Origin of the sequence: Halopenitus persicus (genome assembly GCF_002355635.1) — an archaeon.
GTDB lineage: Archaea > Halobacteriota > Halobacteria > Halobacteriales > Haloferacaceae > Halopenitus > Halopenitus persicus_A.
Genome location: NZ_AP017558.1, coordinates 2,643,682 through 2,663,806, shown reverse-complemented (window position 1 = coordinate 2,663,806; position 20,125 = coordinate 2,643,682). Strand labels below are relative to the sequence as shown.

Here is a 20,125-nt window from a genome sequence, read left to right as displayed (position 1 = left end):
TCCCGGACGAAACGGTGGTCCATGAGCGATACCGGGGACGTCGAGCTCACGGTCCGCGCCGCCGAGAAACGAGACGCCGGGCGCGGGATCGCCAGACTTTCCGAATCGACCCGGACGCGCCTGGGCGTCCTCAGCGGCGACACGGTCCGGATCGAGGGCGGTCGGACCACGGTCGCGAAGGTCTGGCCGGGCGGCCACGACGTGCCCGACGGCGCGATCCGGATCGACGCCGACACCCGCGCCAACGCCGACGTCAAGGTCGGCGATGCGGTCCGCATCTCGCCGGTCGAGGTCGCGGACGCGACCGCCGTGACCCTCGAGGCACCCGGCAGCCTCGCGGACGTCGACGTCGACCGGGAGACGATCGAGCGCTCGATCGCCCGCGACCTCCGGGACCGTCCCCTGACCGCCGGGGAGTCGGTCCACGTCGAGCGGCTCGGCGGACTTGGGTTCGTCGTCGCGGCGACCGATCCCGAAGGGACGGTACGGCTCACCGACCGGACCGACGTCTCAGTCGTCTCCTCCCGGTCCGTCGATTCCGACGCCGGCAGTCCGGACCGCGAGATCCCGGCCGCCGACTCGGCCGCCGGCTCGGACGCGTCCGAACCGAGGGCTGACACGTCCGTCTCCGGTGCGGAACCGGGGTCGTCCGGCGCCGAACCGAGCCGGAGCCGGCCACGGGACCGGTCGACCGATGGCGTCGACGGCGCCGAACCGAGCCGGGAGGAGGCGGCGGCCCCTCGAACGGGCGCGACGTACGAGGACATCGGCGGACTCGACGAGGAGCTCGACCTGGTGCGGGAGCTGATCGAGCTGCCTCTCTCCTCGCCGGATCTCTTCACCCGACTCGGCGTCGATCCGCCGAAGGGCGTCCTGCTGTACGGGCCGCCGGGAACCGGGAAGACGCTCATCGCCCGAGCGGTCGCCAACGAGGTCGACGCGACGTTCATCACGGTCGATGGCCCGGAGATCACCTCGAAGTACAAGGGCGAGAGCGAAAAGCGGCTCCGGGAGGTGTTCGAGCGGGCTCGGGAGGACGCTCCGGCGATCGTCTTCTTCGACGAGATCGACTCGATCGCCGGCGAGCGCGACGACGGCGGCGACCTCGAGAACCGGGTCGTCGGCCAGCTCCTGTCGCTGATGGACGGGCTCGACGCCCGCGGTGACGTGATCGTGATCGGCGCGACCAACCGGGTCGACGCCCTCGATCCGGCCCTGCGACGCGGCGGCCGGTTCGACCGGGAGATCGAGATCGGCGTCCCGGGCGAGGCCGGTCGACGGCAGATCCTCGAGGTCCACACCCGGCGGACCCCGCTCGCCGAGGACGTCGATCTCGACGCGATCGCCGCCCGCACCCACGGGTTCGTCGGCGCCGACCTGGAGAGCCTTACCCAGGAGGCGGCGATGACGGCGCTGCGACGCGCCCGTGAGGCCGGCGATCCGCTCACGGCTGTGACGGTGACGCGGTCGGACTTCGAGGACGCCCTGACCGCCGTCGAGCCGAGCGCGATGCGTGAGTACGTCGCGGAGACGCCCGAGACCACCTTCGCGGACGTCGGCGGGCTCGAGTCCGCCAAGCAAGCCCTCGAGAAGGCCGTCACCTGGCCGCTCGCGTACGGTCCCCTCTTCGAGGCCGCGGCGGCCGACCCGCCCACCGGGATCCTGCTTCACGGACCGCCGGGGACCGGCAAGACGCTGCTCGCGCGGGCGATCGCGGGCGAGAGCGGCGTCAACTTCATCCAGGTCGCCGGCCCCGAGCTGCTCGACCGATACGTCGGCGAGTCCGAGAAGGCCGTCCGCGAGGTGTTCGAGCGGGCCCGTCAGACCGCGCCGACGATCGTCTTCTTCGACGAGATCGACGCGGTCGCGACGACCCGCGGCGGGGGTGGCTCGGGTGGTGGAGGCGACACGGGTGGTGGAAGTAGCGCGGGTGGTGGAAGCGGCGCTACCGGGGGCTCCGCCGTCGGCGAGCGCGTCGTCTCCCAGCTGCTCACCGAGCTCGACCGTGCTGCCGAGAACCCCTCGCTCGTGGTGATCGCGGCGACGAACCGGCGGGACGCCCTCGACCCGGCCCTGTTGCGTCCGGGACGACTGGAGACCCACGTCGAGGTTCCGAACCCGGACCGGGAGGCCCGCGTCGCCATCCTCGCGGTCCATACGGCGGACCAGCCCCTCGCCGAGGACGTCGATCTCGACGCGATCGCCGCGGAGACGGCCGGCCTCTCGGGGGCCGAACTCGCGTCCGTCTGCCGGGAGGCCGCCCTCGCCGCGATCGAGGACGTGACCGAGACGTACGGCGAGTCGGCGGTCGACCATCCCGAGGCGGTCCGGATCACGGCCGACCACTACCGGGCGGCGGTGGCGTCGGTCGTCGACTCGCGGTCCTAACTCCTGTGCTGCCGGGGAACGATCGTTTTTGTCGATCGGCGGCCTCGATCCGATATGGTTCGGCCCGGCGTTCGTGGCGTGGCTCGCCGGATCGTGACCGCGGCGGTCGCGGGAGCGCGCGCTGCAGGCCCCGGGGAGCTCGCCGCGGTCCTGTTCGTCGTCCCGGGCGTCCTCGTGGGCGCACACCTCCTGCCGGGCAGCGAGGCGTGGGCGTTCTCGCTGGCGAACGAGGGGATCCTGACGAGCCGGTGGACGCTCTGGACGGCGTTCGCCTCGAGTTACGTCCACTCGGACGTGAACCACCTCCTCCACAACGTGGGCGTCTACTGGATGGTCGTCGGCGTGGCGTACCCGCTATCGGCCATCGTCGGCTGGCGCGCCCGCTTCGCCGGCGTCACGATCGCGTGTCTAGTCGTGATCCCGGTCGTCTCCGCGTGGGCGACGCTGGCCACGCTCGGGACGATCACCGACGTGCCCTCGGTCGGGTTCTCGGACGTCAACACCGGCCTGCTCGGCTATCTCCTCGTCGTCTGGTTCGTCTCCGCGGACCGCGCCACGACCGGCCGGATCCCGCGTAGTCTGGCGTTCGTCGCGGCGCCAGCCTCGGTCGCGGTCGTCCTCGCGGCTCCGTCCTCGGTGTGGTACTTTCCGCGCTACCCGATCGCGGCGGCGGCCGCGGCCGGCGTGAGCCTCCTGGTGGCCGCGTGGATCCGATGGCGCAAGACGCAGCGAGCAAGCCGAAACCACACGCGGCGGGACGGCAGGGGAGACTCGATGGGAGATCGGCCCGATCCGGCGGACGACCGAATCGATCCGGTCCACGAGTTCGTCCTCGTCGTTGGGGCGAGCGTCGCCGTCTCCGGGATCGTCGGATCGATGCTGCTCGTTCCGGCGGGCGCCAATGTGTGGGCGCACTTCGCCGGCTACCTCGCGGGGCTGACCGCGGCGCTGCCGCTCGTCGTACTGGAGTCGTGAGCCACCCTGGTTCGCGGGAACCCGGCCGCGGCCGAGGACCGTCCGCGTACCCTCAGATACCGGAGACGAGGTCCTCGAGGGCCGCCCGCGGATCGTCGGCCTTCGCGACACCCGAGGCGAGCAGGACGCCCGAGGCGCCGAGATCGGCGGCCGCGTCGACGTCCGCGCCGGTCGAGACGCCGGCGCCGCAGAACAGGTCGACCGTCCCGTCGACGGCGGTCACCGCCTCGACGGCGTCCCTGACGATCCCCGGATCGGCGCTCGCGACCGAGACGTCGCCGCCGATGAGCGCCGGCGGCTCGACCGCGACCGCGTCCGGTCCCAGGGCCGCGGCGGCGCCGGCCTGGGCGGGATCGTTCGCGCAGACGACCGTCTCCAGGTCGCGCTCGGCGGCCACCTCACGGGCGCCGTCGATGTCCGCCAGGGTGAGTCGGCGCTCGGAGTGGTTGATGAGCGTCCCGACCGCGCCGGCGTCGGCGACCGCCGCCGCGCGCGTCGACCCGGTGTGGGAACCGTGGTCGATCGGAGAGACGTGTTGGGCCCACGTCTCGACGCCGGTCTCGGCCACGCGCGAGAGGTCGGCAGCCTGCGGCGCGACGGCGATCCGAACGCCGGCGTCGTCGGCGACGTCGCGTGCGGCCGTCGCGACCGCGATCGGGTCACAGGGATACGCCTTCAGGTTGACGAGAACGAACATACCCGCAGTCGACCCCGCCGGCGCAAATAGTTTGATACTCCGACCGCGTGGCGGCCCGCCGCCGGCCGGTATGGTGATGACCTCGGCCGAGGGGTGCACCGTCCGTCGGAACCCACAACGCCGAAAACTACAAGCGTTCGACCGCCCTGTCGGCGCATACGCCCACGCCTCCATCCCGAATGTCGCTCATTGAACTCATCGCCCGGGTCGAAGCCACCGCGGCGACCTTGACGGTCGTCAACGCGAACGCCGCCGCACGCGACGAGCTGGCGGAGACGTTCGGCGACCGCAACCTCGTGGTGACCGAGGCCACGCTCCCGGGCGCGCCCGACCGGTTCGCGGTGCTCGCTCGCGACGAGGAGTTCGTTACCGCGATCGCCGTCGACGACCTCCTGCCTTCGACGGAGACCTCGCCGGAGAAAACCGCTCCGGCGTTCGACCAGCAGTCGTACGCCCCGGTCCTCGACGCGATCGACGAGACGACGTTCACCTCCTACTCGAAGCGGAAGATGGTTGCGGCGTCCCGGGAGATCGAGGACCGCGCGTGGCGGACCGGGTCCGGAGCGCTCCATGCCGGCTTCCAGACGCTCACGACGCTGGGCGAGACCGTCGACACGTACAACCGGCTTGCCGAGCGGGAGGACCTGGCCGTTCACGCCTACGCCGCACCCGAGGGATCCGTGCCCGACGCCGACTTCGCGGTCCACATCGAGCGCGCGCCGGAGATCCGGGAGACGTGGTTCGTCGCCTACGACGGCGGCGGTCTCGAGGAGAACGCCTGTCTGCTCCTCGCCGAGGAACGTGAACCCGACCGCTTCTTCGGGTTCTGGACCTACGACCCACGGATGGTTGCCGAGGCGATAACACACCTCTCGGAGACGTACGGCGTCGCCGCGGCCGGCGGCGCCGAGGAGTGAGTCGATCCCGGTTCGGATCCGACCCGACGCTCGACTACTACCCCGTGTCCGATCAGTCCTTCCGCTTCACGACGTCGCCGAGCGTCATCGACGAGGAGTCACCGGACTCCCACTCCTCGTCGACGTCGGTTCCCTCGACGAGCGAGATCTCGAGCGTCCGTTCGAGCTTTCGCTGGACGTCGTCCGGCGGGAGGATGTCGCCGCGTTCGAGCTTGCGGATGAGGCTCGCCTTCTCGTTGAGCTGGTCCGCGAGCTCCTCCTGGCTGAGCCCGCGCGACTCGCGGGCCTCCCGGATGCGGTCGTCGTAGTCCGCGGCGACCTCGTCCATCTCGTCGAACATGTCCCGCCGGCGGCCCCCACCGGAGGAGCCTCCGGATCCGGACCCCGATCCGGAACCGGAGCCGGAGCCGGACGATCGGCCGGAACTGGAGGACGTGGAGTACTTGCTCGTGGTCGTGGAGTCGGGCTCCTGACGGACCTCGGTCCCGAAGTCCGTACAGGAGTCACAGAGCTCCAGTTCGGCGCCTTCGACCTTCGTCGTCGTCAGCGAGGCCTGCTCGGCGCCACACATTTCACACTGAGGCATACCTTCGGGTAACGGACCCGGTAGTATAAACCGTACGCTGCTGGCGACCCGCCAACGATGCGTCACACCGCTCGCGGGGCTCCGGTACGCTGATACGGACGGCGGCGAAGGGACGGATATGGACGCACGCATCACGCCCGGCGACGTCTCCGGAACCGTCCGGGCACCCCCCTCGAAGAGCTACACCCACCGGGCGATCCTCGCGGCGGGCTACAGCGACGGCGCGGTCGTGCGGTCGCCGCTCGACAGCGCCGACACCCGGGCGACGGCCCGTGCTGTCGAGGCGTTCGGCGGCACGGTCGACCGCGACCCGAACCTCGAGGGCTCCGAGCGAACGGCCGAGGACGCACTCGTCGTCGACGGGTTCGACGGAACTCCGGCCGTGCCGGACGACGTCATCGACTGCGCCAACTCCGGAACGACGACGCGACTGGTCGCCGGCGCGGCCGGGCTCGCGGACGGCGGGACCGTCCTCACCGGCGACGCGTCGCTCCGGTCGCGCCCGCAGGGGCCGCTGCTCGACGCGCTCGAACAACTCGGCGCGCGCGCGGAATCGACTCGCGGGAACGGGCAGGCGCCGCTCGTGGTGTTCGGCCCGACCACGGGCGGCGAGGTCGCCATTCCGGGCGACGTCTCCTCCCAGTACATCACCGCGTTGCTGCTGGCCGGGGCGGCGAGCGACGAGGGGATCACGATCGACCTCACGACCGACCTCAAGTCCGCGCCCTACGTCGACATCACCCTCGAGGTGCTCGCCGACTTCGGCGTGGATGCCGAGCCGATCGGGAGCGACGCGGCCGCCGGAGCGGACGGGTTTCGGGTCGCCGGCGGTCAGCGATACGCCCCGGAAAACGGGGAATACACGGTTCCGGGTGACTTCTCGTCGATCTCCTATCTCGCCGCAGCGGGGGCCGTCGCGGCGGCTCCCGACGACGTCGTCACGATCCGCGGCGCGGTCGAGAGCGCGCAGGGCGACGCCGCGATCGTCGACGTCCTCGATCGGATGGGGGCGGACGTCGAGTGGGACCGCGGGAATGCGACCATCCGCGCCCATCGTAGCGACCTCGCCGGGATCGAGGTCGACGTCGGCGACACGCCCGACCTCCTGCCGACGATCGCGACGCTCGGCGCGATCGCGGACGGCGAGACGCGCATCGTGAACTGCGAGCACGTTCGATACAAGGAGACCGACCGGGTGTCGGCGATGGCCGAGGAACTCCAAACGATGGGCGCGAGCGTCGCCGAGGACCGGGACGTGCTGACGATCCACGGCGGGGAGACCGATCTCCGCGGCGCAGCCGTCGACGGCCGCGGCGACCACCGGCTGGTGATGGCCCTCTCGATCGCGGCGCTCGCCGCCGATGGAGACACGACCGTCCGGGGGGCAGAACACGTCGACGTCTCGTTTCCGGACTTCTTCGAGACGCTCACGGATCTCGGCGTCGCGGTCGACCTCGAGTAGTCGTCGTCGATCTCGAAGGAGTGCGGTCGACCTCGAAGTCGCCGAAACGCCCTTCGGCGTCCGGCGACTATCGATCGGTATGAGCGATACCACCGCCGATTCCGGTCCCGCCGGGGACGTCGACCCGACCGAACTGACCGACGAGGAGTGGCGTGAACGGCTCTCGGAGGAGGAGTACCGGATCCTCCGGGAGGCCGGCACCGAGGCCCGGTTCTCCGGCGAGTACGTCGACCACGACGCCGACGGCGTCTACCGGTGTGGCGCCTGCGGGACGGTCCTGTTCGACGCCGACACGAAATACGACTCCGGCTGCGGCTGGCCGGCCTTCTACGCGGCCGAGGACGACGCGGTCACGACGCAGCTCGACACGAGCCACGGGATGCGCCGAACCGAGGTCCGGTGTGCGAACTGCGACTCCCATCTCGGCCACGTCTTCGACGACGGACCGGAGCCGACCGGGAAGCGGTTCTGTATCAACTCGGTCGCGATGGAGTTCGAGGACGAGTAGAGGAGTCTGCTCGGTCACGTCTTCGACGACGCTCACGCGAGCGCCAGCGAGCGTGAGTCAGTCGGGCCGGCGGAGCCGGTCCGACGCGAGACTGGAGCCGACCGGGAAGCGATTCTGTATCAACTCGGTCGCGATGGAGTTCGAGGACGAGTAGAGGAGTCTGCTCGGTCACGTCTTCGACGACGCTCACGCGAGCGCCAGCGAGCGTGAGTCAGTCGGGCCGGCGGAGCCGGTCCGACGCGAGACCGGAGCCGACCGGGAAGCGGTTCTGTATCAACTCGGTCGCGATGGAGTTCGAGGACGACGCCGGGGAGGCCTACTCACGGGGTCGAAATCGACGGTCCCGCTACTGATTCGCCGAACGCTCGTCGAGCGCCACGGGGATCGACCGCGAGGCGACGTCGGCGGCGAAGGCGCCTCCGTCCGCCGCGAGCGTCTCGATCGTGTCGTAATGGATCGGCACGACCAGCTCCGGGTCCAGCCGCTCCGCGAGGTCGGCCGCCTCGTGGCGGTCCGAAACCACCCCGCCGCCGATGTTCGCGAGGAACACCGCGACGTCGAGTTCGGCGAACCCCTCGAGCGCGTCGGAATCGCCCGGCCAGAAGACCGTGGTTCCCGCCAGCGACAGCAGGTAGCCGCAGCCGAACCCCTCCGGATGCGGGACCGTCCCGTCCGGCCGCGCCCGGGGACCGTCCGGCTCGTTGTATGCCGGCACCGACCAGACCGTCGCGTCGCCAGCGGTCACCCGGTCCGTCTCGTCGACGCGGACGACCTCGTAGTCGGCCGCGAGGTCGGCCACCGGCTCGACGTCGCGGCTGATCCGGTCCGGATCGACGCCGTCGTAGATCACGAGCGTCGCGTCCGCGGCCGCGACCGACCGGATCCCGTCCGGCTCGTAGTGATGGTCGTGGGTGACCACGACGAGGTCGCCGTCCCGCGCCCAGTAGTCGTCGAGCACCCCGTATCGCCCGGGGTCGGTGTAGGCCACGAGTCCGTCCGCGGTCTCCAGCCGCGCGGTCGCGTAGCCGAGCCACTCCACCGTCAGGTCGCCGTACCGAACCGTCATTGGCTCACGATCCGCGAGCCGCAGCCTTGAGGCTACCGTCACGGTGTCGGAGGGTGGTCGGTGGCTTCCGGCAGTCGACGCCGGTCACGATCCGGGACGACCGGCACCGGCCGCGATCACTGCGTGTCGGCGAGTCGCTCGAGGCGGTCGAGGGTGTCGGCATCGGTCACGTCCTTGTCCTCCCGAACGCCGACGAACCGCGGGAAGCGAAGCGCGTAGCCGGAGCCGTAGGTGGGCGACCGCTGGATCTCCTCGTAGCCCACCTCGAAGACGACCTGCGGGTCGAACGTCACCGCCGTTCCCTCCTCGGACAGGACGAGCGGCTCGAACCGGTCCGTGAGCGACGCGAGCCGCTCGTCGGTGATTCCCGTCGCGACCTTTCCGACCGGTTCGAACCGCCGGCCCGCGTGGACGGTCCCGGTCCCATCGCCCTCACGGTCGGCGCGGACCGAGACCTCGAACGTGCCGAACAGCGACGCCCGCCGCCCTTCGCCCCACTCGCCGCCGGTCACGACGAGATCGAGCGTCTCCACGTCGGGTTTCCGCTTGAGCCAGTTCCGTCCCCGGTCCCCCGGCGTGTACGGCGAGTCGGGGTTTTTGAGCATGATCCCTTCGTGGCCCGCCTCCAGTGCCCGGCGTTCGAACGTCTCGATCGGTTCCACGCCGTCCGCGATCGTGAGCGTCGCCGCGAGGTCGGGGACCGCCTGGCGAAGCCGGTCGTGGCGCGTCTCGAGCGGCGCCTCGAGGAGGTCCTCGCCGTCGACGTGCAGGCAGTCGAAGGCGTGAAACCGGAGGTCGACCTCATTGCGCATCCGGTCGACGTCGTGTTTCCGGCGGAATCGCCGGAGCACCTCCTGAAACGGGAGCGGGTCGCCGTCCTCGTCGACCGCGACGACCTCGCCGTCGAGGATGACCGGGACCTCGACGCGATCCGCGACCAGCTCGACGATTTCGGGAAGCGCTTCGGTGACGTCGTCCATGTTCCGCGAGTAGAGGGTCGTGCCGACGTCGTCGGTCGATGGCGAATGATGGACCTGCACGCGCGCGCCGTCGAACTTCGTTTCCATCGCCGCCCGGTCCCACTCCGAAAGGGCGTCGGCGGCCGTGCCGGCCTGCGCGAGCATCGCCTGTACCGGCCGGCCGACGACCAGCCGCTGGTCCGCGAGCCCCGGCCGGCCGCGGTCGCGAGCGATCGCGGCGACCCGCCCGTAGTCGTTGGTCACTTGGAGGGCGCGCGCGACCGCCGCGACGTCCTCGTCGGTCGCGGCGAGGACGTCCTCGTCGCCGGGGGCGTCGTTCCGTCCGTCCTCATCGCTCGCTCCGTCCTCATCGCTCGCTCCGTCCTCATCACCCGATCCGTCCTCATCACCCGATCCGTCCTCATCACCCGATCCGTCTCCATCGGTCCCGGCCGTCCCCTCCGCCGAGGGCGCGGCCGCGTCCGCCGCGAGGAACGCCTCCGCGATCGCGTCCCTGACGGTCCCCTCACCGACGCCGAGTCGCATCTCGCCGAGCACGAGTCGGGCGAGGATCTTCGCCTCCGACGGATCGATCCGGTTGAACAGGCCGAACAGCGTGTCGAGCTTCGTGGCCTCGCTCCCGTCGCCGGCGGCCGCGGCGACCGACCGAAGCGTCCCATCGACCTCGGCAACCGTCACGGGCGCGTCAGTCGCGCCCGTCGAGAACGCGGCGAGCCCACGCTGGCCGCCGAAGTCGTACGACGCCGCGACGGCCCCGATCTCCCCGCGATCGGCGAGCCGGTTCTCCACGTCGGCCGTGTCCACGTTCGGACCCGCGGCCTTGGCGATCGCCTCCCGACAGAGGGACGGACCGACGTCGAGGGTGCGCGTCTCGTGGGCCGGGAAGACGCGGCCCAGCAGGAACCGGACGACCGTCTCGAGGTCGCCGTCGGCGTCCGCGAGCAGCTCCGCCACGAGCACGGTCGTCGCGTGGTCGGCCTCCGTCTCCTCGATCGCCCCTGCACGGGCGGCGAACGCGGCGAACTCCATACGCCGGATCGGCGGGTCCCGGTAAAAAACGCGCCGATGGACGCCGGATCGACGGACGGCCGACACGGTCGTGGGCGTGATGGCTGACACGGTCGTGGGCGTGATGGCCGGCACAGTCGTGGACATTTATACCGCCGTGGACGCGTGGACCCTGTATGGACACCGACCACGAGCTCTCCGCACGCGTTCGTGAGGCCCTCGACGTCGACATCGAGGCGTTTCACTCCCGGGCGGAGGCCGACGCCGAGGTCGTCAAGGAGCGGCTTCGGGACGGCGCCTTCGACAACCACCAGTCGATCGTCGGCTTCGAGTACGAGTTCTACGCCGTCGGCGACGGCCGGTGGAACGGCGAGTCCCACGACGGCGAGTTCTCCCTGATGCGCGTTCCGCGCCGACTGCTGGAGCTGATGGGGTTCGAAAAGGAGCTCGGGCTCCACAACGCCGAGATGTCGACCAGCCCGCAGCCGTTCTCGAACCACGGACTCGAGGCGCAGCTCTCGGAGGTGCGCGCCCGTCTCCAGGCCGCCCTCGACTGTACCGCCGCGGAGGGGATGCGGCTGGTCTCGGACGGCCTGTGGACGATCCCGCCGACCGGCGAGACGGCGACCGAGTACCTCACCGACAGCGTCGAGATCGACGGCGTCCACATCGCGACGAACATGAGCGACGCGGTCCGGTACCACGCGATGGCGAACGCGACCGCCGACGACTCGGTCGGCCGCGACGTCGAGCTCGAGGCGCCGGGCGTGTCGATGACCACGAAGACGGTGATGCCGGAGAGCCTGATCACCTCGATCCAGCCCCACTACCAGGTCTCGCAGGCGACGATGCTGCCGGTTCACTTCCGCTACGCGCTGCGGATCGCGGGCCCCCTGCTGGCGCTCGGGGTCAACTCGCCGTTCTTCCCGCCGGAGCTGTACGACGCGGACTGGGACGGCGAACGGGTCCTCGCGGAGGGCGCGCACGAAAACCGGATCCACGTCTTCGAGTCGGTGTTGAACGGCCGCACCGTCGAGCCCAAGGTCCGGTTCCCGCGTGACGTCGAGACGGTGGAGGAGGCCGTCGACCGGATCGCGGCCGACGAGTCGTTCGTGCCGGTCGACCCCGACCCCGGAACGCGGTTCGACGACGACTTCGCCACCTTCCGCAGCAAACACGGCACCTACTGGCGGTGGGTCCGTCCGGTCTTCGACGGCGCGACGCGCTCGTCGGCGAACGCGCGTATCGAGTTCCGGCCGATCCCCGCCCAGCCGACCGTCGGCGATTCGATCGCGTTCCAGGCCGCCTTCGCCGGCTTGCTCGAGGAGCTGCCCCGCCGGGAACACCCCGTCATCGACCTGCCATGGGAGCGCGCCCGAGAGAACTTCTACGCCGCCGTCGCGGACGGGATCGACGCGGAATTGGCGTGGATCGGCAACCACGGCGAACTCACTCACGACCACGAGGAGCTCTTCGCGGACCTCCTCGATCACGCGGTCGCAGGCCTGGAGTCGGCCGGCTGTGCCCCCTCGACCGCCGAACGCTGGATCGCGCCGCTCCGGTGGCGGGCCCACGAGCGGATGACGCCGGCCCGGTGGAAACGCGATCGGGTTCGCAACCGGCTCGACGACGGTGCGTCCTTCGAGGCAGCGGTCGTTGCGGCCCAGCGGGAGTACATCGAGAACCAGACCGACACGCTGGTCGACGGGAGTTTCACCGACTGGTGACGGATCCTGGCGTATCCGGGGCAGGAACGAACGCGTCGAAAACGATTCCCCGCACGTGCGGCCGGTCGATTACGTCGGAACTGTCGCCGACCGCCTAGAGCAGGTCGTCGATCTCCTTGTGGCGCGAAATATCGACGCCGTCCTCGGTGACGACCGCGACGTTGATCCCGTTGCCGGAGGCCAGGTCCCGCTCGACGGCGGACTTGATGGCCTTCGCGGCGACCGTCCTCGCGTCGTCGTTCGACAGGCCCGTCTCGAACTCCTGTTCGAGAACGCCGAGCGCGTACTGGGAGCCGGAGCCGGTGACGGTGTACTCCTCCTCGGTCGTGCCGCCGAGCGCGTCGATGGAGTAGATGTGTGCACCCTCGTCGTCGACGCCGCCGAGGATGGGCTGGACGATGAAGAACGCGCCCGACCGGAGCAGATTCCCGGTGAGCGTCGAGAGCGCCTGCATCGACATGTCCGCCCCACGACGCGCCTCGTAGAGGTTCGTCTCAGCACGGAGCGTCGAGATGAGCGACTGGGCCGCCGAGACCGACCCGGCGATCGTCAACGCGCCGGTCGGGTGGATCTGCTCGACCTTCTGGACGTCCTTCGAGGAGACCATCCGTCCCATCGAGGCACGCATATCCGTCGCCAGCACGACGCCCTCGTCGGTGGTAAGGCCGACCGTCGTCGTCCCGGTCTTCATCCCTTCGCCGTCGTTCGCCTCGGCGGCGCGCTGCTCGCGGTCGGTGAACTCGCCGAGCTCCGGCCCGAAGACCGGCTGATCGCTCGACGGTTCGATCGAGAGGTCGCCTGTCGGTGTTCGCATTACGTCCCGGTTCGCCGCGGGCGCTGATAAAGGCAACCCTTCGGTCCCCTGCGACCCGCAATCCGTGACCCGCGGCGGACCGGGACGGCCGAGCCGGCGCTCCCGGAGAGAAATCGAGCGTCACCGGTGACGGCGATCAGTCGTGATCGGCCGATGGGCGACCCATAAGCGGTCGACGGTCGGCCAATGGGCGGTCGACGGTCGGCCAATGGGCGGTCGACGGTCGGCCAATGGGCGGTCGACGGTCACTCGGCGGTCTTAAAAGCCGCACCCGTTGCTCGAACGAGCCGGCCGATCGGGATCGGGACCGGAAATCCGGCGCTGCGGGCGGCGAGCACGATCGGGAACAGGGCGATTCCGAGGGTGACGGTTAGCTGGTGAAGGCCGAATCGGATCGCGTGTCGGGTGCGGCTGAACATCGATCTTCGCTCCCAGCGAGACGGAGGCCATATATAAGTCTTCCCACCGAAGGCCGAGTTCGATCCGGCCGCAGTCGGGCGATCAGCGATCGACACCGTCGCGGCACCCACGCGAACGTTCCGAAGCCGGATCCATCCCGATACAATCGTTGAGTCCCTCGACCCATTTGCATAACTTATGACGAAGGGCTGTGGGTCGTGCGCCTATCGATCGGAACGGCAGCGCGTGCGTGGACGGTCGCGGTATGCCGACGTCAAACCGCAAAGCACGTGTGTTCCCACACCCACCCGCACGTATGAGCAACTACCTGGTCGCGATGGAGGCCGCCTGGTTGGTTCGAGACGTCGAGGACATCGATGACGCCATCGGCGTCGCGGTCAGCGAGGCCGGCAAACGACTCAACGAGACCGACAAACAGTACGTCGAGGTCGAAGTGGGTGCGACCCCGTGTCCCGCCTGTGGCGAGCCCTTCGACTCGGCGTTCATCGCCGCCGGCACCGCGCTCGTCGGTCTCCTCCTGGAGATCGAGATCTTCAACGCGGACGGCGAGGAGCACGCCTCCCGGATCGCGAAAAGCGAGGTCGGCGGCGCGCTCCGTGACGTTCCCCTGGAGGTCATCGAGATCGTCGAAACCGAGGCCGACGAGGCCGAGTAACCGGTCGACTTCCGGTCCTGACGGGGTCCCTGATCCCGGCCGACTCCCGGTTGGCGACCGGTCCGTGCGTCGTCCCGCGGGCGAGATGGACCGCCGCCGAAACCTTTTCGTATAACCCATAGTTATCCCCCGTATGGACTTACCCACGCCACAGGATCTCCGGGAGCGCCGCAACGCGCTGGGACTGACCCAAAGCGCCCTCGCGGAGTCGGCCGGCGTCTCACAGCCCCTCATCGCCCGGATCGAGGGAGGGGACGTCGACCCGCGGCTCTCGACGCTTCGGCGGATCGTCAACGCCCTCGAGGAGGCGGAGGGCGAGGTCGTCAGAGCCCGCGATCTGATGCACGAAACCGTCATCAGCGTCGCCCCGGACGACGCCGCCGGGGAGGCGGTTGCGCTGATGGAGCGGGAGGCGTACTCACAGCTCCCCGTCCTCCAAAACGGCGTCCCGGTCGGCTCGATCAGCCAGGGTGACATCGTCCACGCCGGCGAAAACGTCGGCGAGTTGCCCGTCAGCGAGGTGATGAGCGAGTCGTTCCCGACCGTCGCACCCGAGGCGACCGTCGACGAGCTCCGCAACCTCCTCGACCACTACAAAGCCGTGATGGTCACCGACGGCGGCGAGACCGTCGGGATCATCACCGAGGCGGACATCGCCGCGCATCTGTCCTAGGTCGTTCGACCGACGTCCGAACGGATCGATTCGCCGCTCGTCGGTCCACCGCTCCCTCGATTTTAAACCGGATATCGAACCAGCGTCCGTATGCGCTGAGAACCGTCCACTCCCGGTCCGGGCGGGTGCGGTACGCGCCGGGGGTGGAGCGACGACACGCGTACCCTGTTCGCCATCCGTTACCGGTCCATCTTCGGTCCGAGCTACAGTTTCAACTCTCGAATCTCGACCGCTTCGCCTTCCTCGACGTGACCGATCACGCGTCCACCGCTCGCGTCGGCAAGCGCCGACGCCCGATCGGCGTCGACGGCGGCGACGAATCCCGTGCCCATATTGAACGTCCGATGCATCTCCTCGTCCGAGACGGAACCCTCCTCCTGAACGAACGTGAAGACCGGCTGGGCGTCGTAGGGGTCCTCGATCACGTAGCGGTGCTCGCCGAGCCGCTCGAGGTTCGTCCAGCCGCCGCCCGTCACGTGGGCCGCGCCGCGAACCCCATGCTCGCGAAGCGGATCGAGGAGGTCCGTGTAGATCCGTGTCGGCTCCAACAGCGCCTCGCCGATCGTCTCGTAGCCGTCGTAGGGGTACGGATCGGTGTACTCGTGGCGCCGAGTCGCGGCCGTTCGGGCGAGCGTCAGCCCGTTCGAGTGGATTCCCGACGAGGCCCACCCGACGAGCGCGTCGCCCGGCTCGGCCGTTCCGTCGAAGACGGCGTCCGTCCGAGCGAGGCCGGCACACGTGCCGGCGAGGTCGAGCCCCCGGATCACCTCGGGCATCACCGCCGTCTCGCCGCCGACCAGCTCGATGTCGGCGCGGTCGGCACCCCGGTCGAGTCCCCGTCCGACCTGTTCCGAGACGGTCTCGTCCGGGTCCTCAACCGCGAGATAATCGACGAACGCGACCGGCCGAACCCCCGCCGCCACGAGGTCGTTGACGTTCATCGCGATGCAGTCGATGCCGATCGTCGAGTAGTCGCCGAGCGCCTCGGCGACGAGCAGCTTCGTCCCGACCCCGTCCGTCGCGAGCGCGAGATAGCGGTCACCGATGTCGAGCAGTCCGGCGTAATCCCCCTCGGAGTCGCCGACCGCGCCGATGAGCGCCGCCGTCGCTGCCTCGCTCGCGTCGATGTCGACGCCCGACTCCGCGTAGGTGAGCTCCGCGTCGTCTCCGTCGTGCCCGCCGTCAACGGCGGCGTTCGAACCGGAGGCTTCGTCCTCGTTCATACTCGTGCAGGCGGTTCGCCGGTCCAAAAACACACCGCTTGTCGGTCGATCGGTTCGAACGGTGGCTGGTAGCGACCGCCGTAGCTGGCAGCGGTCTCCGAGGCTGGTCGCAACCGTCGACTCTAGAACGCGTACGCGCCGGCGCCGCTCATCAGGAATCCGGCCGTCGCGACCGCCGAGACGACGAAACAGGCGGCCCAGACCGGCTTGTTCCAGCCGATCACGGTCTTCCCGTCGAGGGGACCGTACGGGATCAGGTTGAACGCCGCGAGAAAGAGATTGATCGCGACGCCGCGCGCGCCGAGCACCGAGACGATCGTGGATTGGGTCGCGAAGCCGATCACGAGGACCGGCGCGAAAAGCACGCTGAGGCCGAGGTTCACCGCAGGACCCGCCAGCGCGATGTGTCCGTGTTCCCGCGGCGTCAGCCGCCCTCGATGGTGGACCGCGCCGGGTGCCGCAAAGATGAATCCGAGGAACGCCGACATCACCGCGAGGAACAACATCCCGTGGTCCGCCCGGAACTCGGCCACCTGATCGTAATGGACCGCGACGACCTTGTGGGCGACCTCGTGGAGGAGGAACGCGACGCCGGCCGTCGCCAGGCTGATGCCGACCAACACGACTCCGACCGGGGATAACAGCGCACTGAGTGCCCTCGCTCCGCCCTCGAAGAAGACGGCGAACGCAACGCCGAGCGCGATCCAGGCGACGAGGAGGTCCCGCAGCTCGGTGCGGCTGAACTGGAGGCCGCCGATACGGACGCCGCGGCCGCCGTGTGGCCGACTCATTGCGTCGTCACCGCCGCCCAGATCGCGTCCGCGCTGTTTCGTGCTCCTTCGATCATCAGCCGTGAGACGCCGTCGATCCCGCCGATCTCGGCGCCGAACAGCGGCAGGAGATACGTCGCGAACAGAAAGCTGGCGACGATGCTGCCGACGTTCGTCATCGCGACGACCATGATCAGCCGGAAGAGGGGCACGTCGAACATCTCGGCGAGTATCTGCGTCACGGGTTTGGTCTCATCGGACAGCAGCTCGTTCAGCGTGGCGACGTCGCTCACGTTGACCGAGAGGCTTCGCAGCTCCACCCAGCCGGCGAACCAGCCCGGCGCGAGCATCGGGTTGATCGACGTCATCCACGCGACCGCGCCGCCGACGCCGGCGGACGTCCACCGGGCGCCCGCGAGCTTCGCGAACGTGAACGCGAAGACGGCGTTGATCGCGAACCACGCCGCGAACAGCCGGAGGAGGAACTCGTTGCCGACCCCCGCCATCGCAAGCAGGACGAAGAACCCGATGAAGGCGATCGAGATCGCATAGCCGATGATCGTTCCCCACGGGATTCGGTGGTTCCGTGCCCGCTCGGTTCCGACGAGGTCGGCCGCCAGCGGCAGCGTTGCGGGGTCCTCGAGATACGACTCGATCCCCCGTCGATGGCCGGCACCGACGACGGCGACGACGTCGAAACCGCGGTCCCGGAGCGCGACGAGTCGATGGGCGATGTAGGCGTCCCGCTCGTCGATGAGCGCCTCGGCGCCCCCGGGAGAGAACTGCCGAAACTCCTCCATCATCATCGTGACGGCGTCGGCGTCGGTCAGCTCCGAGAGCTCCAACTCCTCGATGCCCCCCTCGTCGGTCGGCTCGAGTTCCCCGAACAGGCTGAGCACGCCGGCGGCAAACAGGCCCAGCGTCACGCCGCCGATCAGGCCGAGGCCGAGGCTGCCGATCGCGCGGATCGTGAACGGTCCCAGCCACGCGGTCAGGACGCCATCGAGGACGCCCGTGGCCGCGACGACCCCCGCGGCCGCCAGCCCGGCACCCAGCGCGGCGACGAGCCGCGATTCGGGGTCCAGCGCACGAGATCCGAGGGCATCGACCAGATACGCGATCACGGCGCCGACGAGGGCACCGCCGGCAACCCGGAGCAGCACGGCGTCGGTGATCCCGATCGATCCGCCGAACAGACCGATGGCGGGACCGACAAGCAAGCCCACGAGGAGGCCGACGAGAATGCCGACGATCCGGGAGTCGGTCACGCCGAACGCGAGACCGCCGACCATCCGGAGCTTCTCGGCGATCGTCATTCGGGCCCAGAACCGCTGCATCGTCGTCTGAATGTCACGATCGACGAGCGCGACGTCGATCCCCAGCGACTGCGCGGTCTCGACGGCCGCCATCATATCCGCGCCGGGTTCGATGTCGAACCGGTCGCCGAGCTGGGTCTGAACGTACGACAGCATCCAGTAGGCGAGGAACTGGAAGACGGTGTTCCCCTTGAGGAGGTCGCTCGCGTCCAAATCGTCGGGCGTTTCGCCCTGGAGCTGTCGGTACCGACCCTCGTCGAGCTCGACGGCGACGACGTCCGGTCGCTCGCGTTCGATCGTCTCCTCGACCTCGGTCACGCTCTCGCTTGAGACGTGAGCCGTGCCGACCACGGTCACCGATCCGGGCTCGGCGTCGCCGTCGGTTGGCGTCGCGTCTCCGCCTGGCTGGCCCGCGTCGGTTCCGTCCCCGACGTCCGGCTCACGGACGGACGCGGACGGTGACTGGTCACCGGACGATCCGCCGAGTCGATCGTCCGGTTCCTCGGGCGTGTCGGGCATTACGCCCCGCTAGTCGAGCGTCGCGTATAGTGGTTGTGTGTCAGGGGCGTCCCGCCGCTTCGGTCCGACCGGCGCGACCGACCGGCGCACAAACCCGCATACTTAACCGATCACGTGAACCACGATTCGACGATGGCTGTATCGTCCGACGTGTGCGTCCTCCTGCCGACGATGGACGAGGCCGCCACGATCGAAGACGTCGTTGCCGCCTACCGCGACGAGGGGTTCGAGAACGTCCTCGTCGTCGACGGGGGCTCGACCGACGGAACGCGGCAGCTCGCCGCCGGGGCGGGCGCTCGGGTGATCGAACAGTCCGGCGAGGGGAAGGGACAGGCCGTTCGTGAGGCGGTCCGGGACCACGTCACCGCCGAGTTCGTGTTGCTCGCGGACGCCGACGCGACCTACGACGCCGCGGACGCGCCGGCGATGCTCGAACCGCTCCGGGACGGGCGAGCCGACCACGTCATCGGGAACCGGTTCGCGGATATGCGCCCCGGCGCGATGACGCGGCTCAACCGGATCGGTAATCGGCTCATAAACAGAGCGTTCGCACGCATCCACGGACGTGACTACGGTGACATCCTCTCCGGCTACCGGGCGTTCACGCGGGACTCGTTCGAATCCCTCTCGCTCGCTGCCGAGGGGTTCGGCATCGAGACCGAGATGGCAGTCGAGTGCGTCAAGCGCGGCGTCGCCGTCGAGGTCGTCCCCATCACGTACCGCCCGCGTCCGGCGGGGTCCGATACCAATCTCCACCCGATCCGCGATGGGGGAATCATCTTCCTGGAGCTGTACCGAAAGGCGAAGACGAACAACCCCCTGTTCTACTTCGGGAGCGTCGGAACGATCGCGGCGGCGGGCGGCCTCCTCGTTGCGATCTACGTGCTCTACGACTGGATCGCTCACGGCATCGGCCACGAGATCCTGGCGATCGTCTCCGCGGCGGGAGTCCTGCTGGGGGTTCAACTGTTGATGTTCGGCTTCCTGGCCGATATGATCCTGACGCTGCACCGGGAGCAGTTCGGCGTCGAGCCGGACTGAGTGCCCGCGGCGTCGAGCGGGAACCGGCCGGCGAGCGTCTCAAAACGGAAGCGCCTCGCGGAGCCGATCCAGCATCGACCTGCCCTGACGGCGATGCTCCTCGAAGACGGGATGGACCGCGTTCATCAGCTCGGTGCGGGTCTCGAAACGCTCCCGCGGGACGCGGTCGAACGCCTCCTCGAGGTCGAGCGTTCGGCCCGACGCGTCGTAGGGAACCGCCGTCGAGGAGAGCCCCTCGAGCACCTCCCGTTGGGTCGCCGGGAACTCGACGTGGGACTCCTCCAGGTGGGCGTCGAGCGCCGCGATTCCGAACTCGATCGCGTCCGGTTCGTCGGCGTCGTTGCTCGGGGGACGGACAGCCATCGTGATCGGGTTCGTGT

General features: G+C 69.6%; 19 protein-coding genes. 9 read left to right on the top strand and 10 right to left on the bottom strand.

The annotated features are described in order from the left end of the window. The first annotated feature begins 21 nt into the window (after positions 1-21). Both CPZ00_RS12940 and CPZ00_RS12935 read left to right on the top strand, forming a co-directional pair. Positions 22-2,388 (top strand): AAA family ATPase, encoded by a 2,367-nt coding sequence (locus CPZ00_RS12940; RefSeq protein WP_096391258.1) that lies wholly within the window; start codon positions 22-24, stop codon positions 2,386-2,388. Between the two features lie 54 nt (positions 2,389-2,442). After that, the gene (locus CPZ00_RS12935; protein WP_096391257.1) at positions 2,443-3,363 is read left to right on the top strand and encodes a rhomboid family intramembrane serine protease; all 921 of its coding nucleotides are present in this window, start codon (positions 2,443-2,445) and stop codon (positions 3,361-3,363) included. Between the two features lie 52 nt (positions 3,364-3,415). On the opposite strand, the gene tpiA is transcribed toward CPZ00_RS12935, so the two are convergent. Next, the gene (tpiA, locus tag CPZ00_RS12930) at positions 3,416-4,060 is read right to left on the bottom strand and encodes a triose-phosphate isomerase (RefSeq protein ID WP_096391256.1); all 645 of its coding nucleotides are present in this window, start codon (positions 4,058-4,060) and stop codon (positions 3,416-3,418) included. Between the two features lie 179 nt (positions 4,061-4,239). On the opposite strand from tpiA, the gene CPZ00_RS12925 reads away from it, so the two are divergent. Further along, positions 4,240-4,977, top strand: coding sequence for a DICT sensory domain-containing protein (locus CPZ00_RS12925; protein ID WP_096391255.1), 738 nt, complete (start codon positions 4,240-4,242; stop codon positions 4,975-4,977). Between the two features lie 52 nt (positions 4,978-5,029). Here the strand turns inward: CPZ00_RS12925 and CPZ00_RS12920 are convergent, their stop codons facing one another. Continuing rightward, positions 5,030-5,563, bottom strand: a complete 534-nt coding sequence (locus CPZ00_RS12920; protein WP_096391254.1) for a multiprotein bridging factor aMBF1 — start codon at positions 5,561-5,563, stop codon at positions 5,030-5,032. Positions 5,564-5,681: 118 nt separating this feature from the next. Here CPZ00_RS12920 and aroA point away from each other — a divergent pair, with 118 nt between their 5' ends. Together aroA and msrB are read left to right on the top strand one after the other, a co-directional pair. Further along, positions 5,682-7,025, top strand: a complete 1,344-nt coding sequence (gene aroA / locus CPZ00_RS12915; RefSeq protein ID WP_096391253.1) for a 3-phosphoshikimate 1-carboxyvinyltransferase — start codon at positions 5,682-5,684, stop codon at positions 7,023-7,025. Between the two features lie 79 nt (positions 7,026-7,104). Further along, on the top strand, positions 7,105-7,533 hold the full coding sequence (gene msrB / locus CPZ00_RS12910; protein WP_096391252.1) for a peptide-methionine (R)-S-oxide reductase MsrB: 429 nt from the start codon (positions 7,105-7,107) through the stop codon (positions 7,531-7,533). A 346-nt stretch (positions 7,534-7,879) separates the two neighbouring features. Here msrB and CPZ00_RS12905 read toward each other — a convergent pair whose 3' ends face one another. Both CPZ00_RS12905 and CPZ00_RS12900 read right to left on the bottom strand, forming a co-directional pair. Continuing rightward, entirely contained in the window at positions 7,880-8,599 is a 720-nt protein-coding gene (locus CPZ00_RS12905) for an MBL fold metallo-hydrolase (RefSeq protein ID WP_096391251.1), read from the bottom strand. A gap of 116 nt (positions 8,600-8,715) precedes the next feature. Then, a complete protein-coding gene (locus CPZ00_RS12900; RefSeq protein WP_096391250.1) occupies positions 8,716-10,608 on the bottom strand; it encodes an ATP-dependent DNA ligase in 1,893 nt (630 codons plus the stop codon). Positions 10,609-10,763: 155 nt separating this feature from the next. Here CPZ00_RS12900 and CPZ00_RS12895 point away from each other — a divergent pair, with 155 nt between their 5' ends. Next, positions 10,764-12,314 (top strand): type 2 periplasmic-binding domain-containing protein, encoded by a 1,551-nt coding sequence (locus CPZ00_RS12895; protein ID WP_096391249.1) that lies wholly within the window; start codon positions 10,764-10,766, stop codon positions 12,312-12,314. A gap of 94 nt (positions 12,315-12,408) precedes the next feature. Here CPZ00_RS12895 and psmB read toward each other — a convergent pair whose 3' ends face one another. Both psmB and CPZ00_RS15635 read right to left on the bottom strand, forming a co-directional pair. Further along, the gene (psmB, locus tag CPZ00_RS12890; protein WP_096391248.1) at positions 12,409-13,128 is read right to left on the bottom strand and encodes an archaeal proteasome endopeptidase complex subunit beta; all 720 of its coding nucleotides are present in this window, start codon (positions 13,126-13,128) and stop codon (positions 12,409-12,411) included. A gap of 245 nt (positions 13,129-13,373) precedes the next feature. Beyond that, positions 13,374-13,547 carry a hypothetical protein gene (locus CPZ00_RS15635; RefSeq protein WP_172861833.1) on the bottom strand — a complete coding sequence of 58 codons (174 nt, stop codon included), beginning with the start codon at positions 13,545-13,547 and terminating at the stop codon, positions 13,374-13,376. A gap of 296 nt (positions 13,548-13,843) precedes the next feature. Between CPZ00_RS15635 and CPZ00_RS12885 the strand changes: the two genes are divergently transcribed. Then, a complete protein-coding gene (locus CPZ00_RS12885; protein WP_096391247.1) occupies positions 13,844-14,203 on the top strand; it encodes a DUF555 domain-containing protein in 360 nt (119 codons plus the stop codon). A 133-nt stretch (positions 14,204-14,336) separates the two neighbouring features. Continuing rightward, positions 14,337-14,876, top strand: a complete 540-nt coding sequence (locus CPZ00_RS12880) for a CBS domain-containing protein (RefSeq protein ID WP_096391246.1) — start codon at positions 14,337-14,339, stop codon at positions 14,874-14,876. A gap of 203 nt (positions 14,877-15,079) precedes the next feature. Here CPZ00_RS12880 and purM read toward each other — a convergent pair whose 3' ends face one another. From purM to CPZ00_RS12865, 3 genes are all read right to left on the bottom strand, one after another. Then, entirely contained in the window at positions 15,080-16,099 is a 1,020-nt protein-coding gene (gene purM, locus CPZ00_RS12875; RefSeq protein ID WP_096391245.1) for a phosphoribosylformylglycinamidine cyclo-ligase, read from the bottom strand. A 122-nt stretch (positions 16,100-16,221) separates the two neighbouring features. Next, complete coding sequence (locus CPZ00_RS12870; RefSeq protein WP_096391244.1) at positions 16,222-16,890, bottom strand: zinc metalloprotease; 669 nt, start codon at positions 16,888-16,890, stop codon at positions 16,222-16,224. Next, positions 16,887-18,704, bottom strand: a complete 1,818-nt coding sequence (locus tag CPZ00_RS12865; protein WP_096391243.1) for a TraB/GumN family protein — start codon at positions 18,702-18,704, stop codon at positions 16,887-16,889. Before CPZ00_RS12865 ends, CPZ00_RS12870 begins: the two co-directional genes overlap by 4 nt. A gap of 132 nt (positions 18,705-18,836) precedes the next feature. Between CPZ00_RS12865 and aglJ the strand changes: the two genes are divergently transcribed. Beyond that, entirely contained in the window at positions 18,837-19,745 is a 909-nt protein-coding gene (gene aglJ / locus CPZ00_RS12860) for an S-layer glycoprotein N-glycosyltransferase AglJ (RefSeq protein ID WP_096391725.1), read from the top strand. Between the two features lie 39 nt (positions 19,746-19,784). Here aglJ and CPZ00_RS12855 read toward each other — a convergent pair whose 3' ends face one another. Next, positions 19,785-20,108 (bottom strand): hypothetical protein, encoded by a 324-nt coding sequence (locus tag CPZ00_RS12855; RefSeq protein ID WP_096391242.1) that lies wholly within the window; start codon positions 20,106-20,108, stop codon positions 19,785-19,787. Between the last annotated feature and the right edge of the window lie 17 nt (positions 20,109-20,125).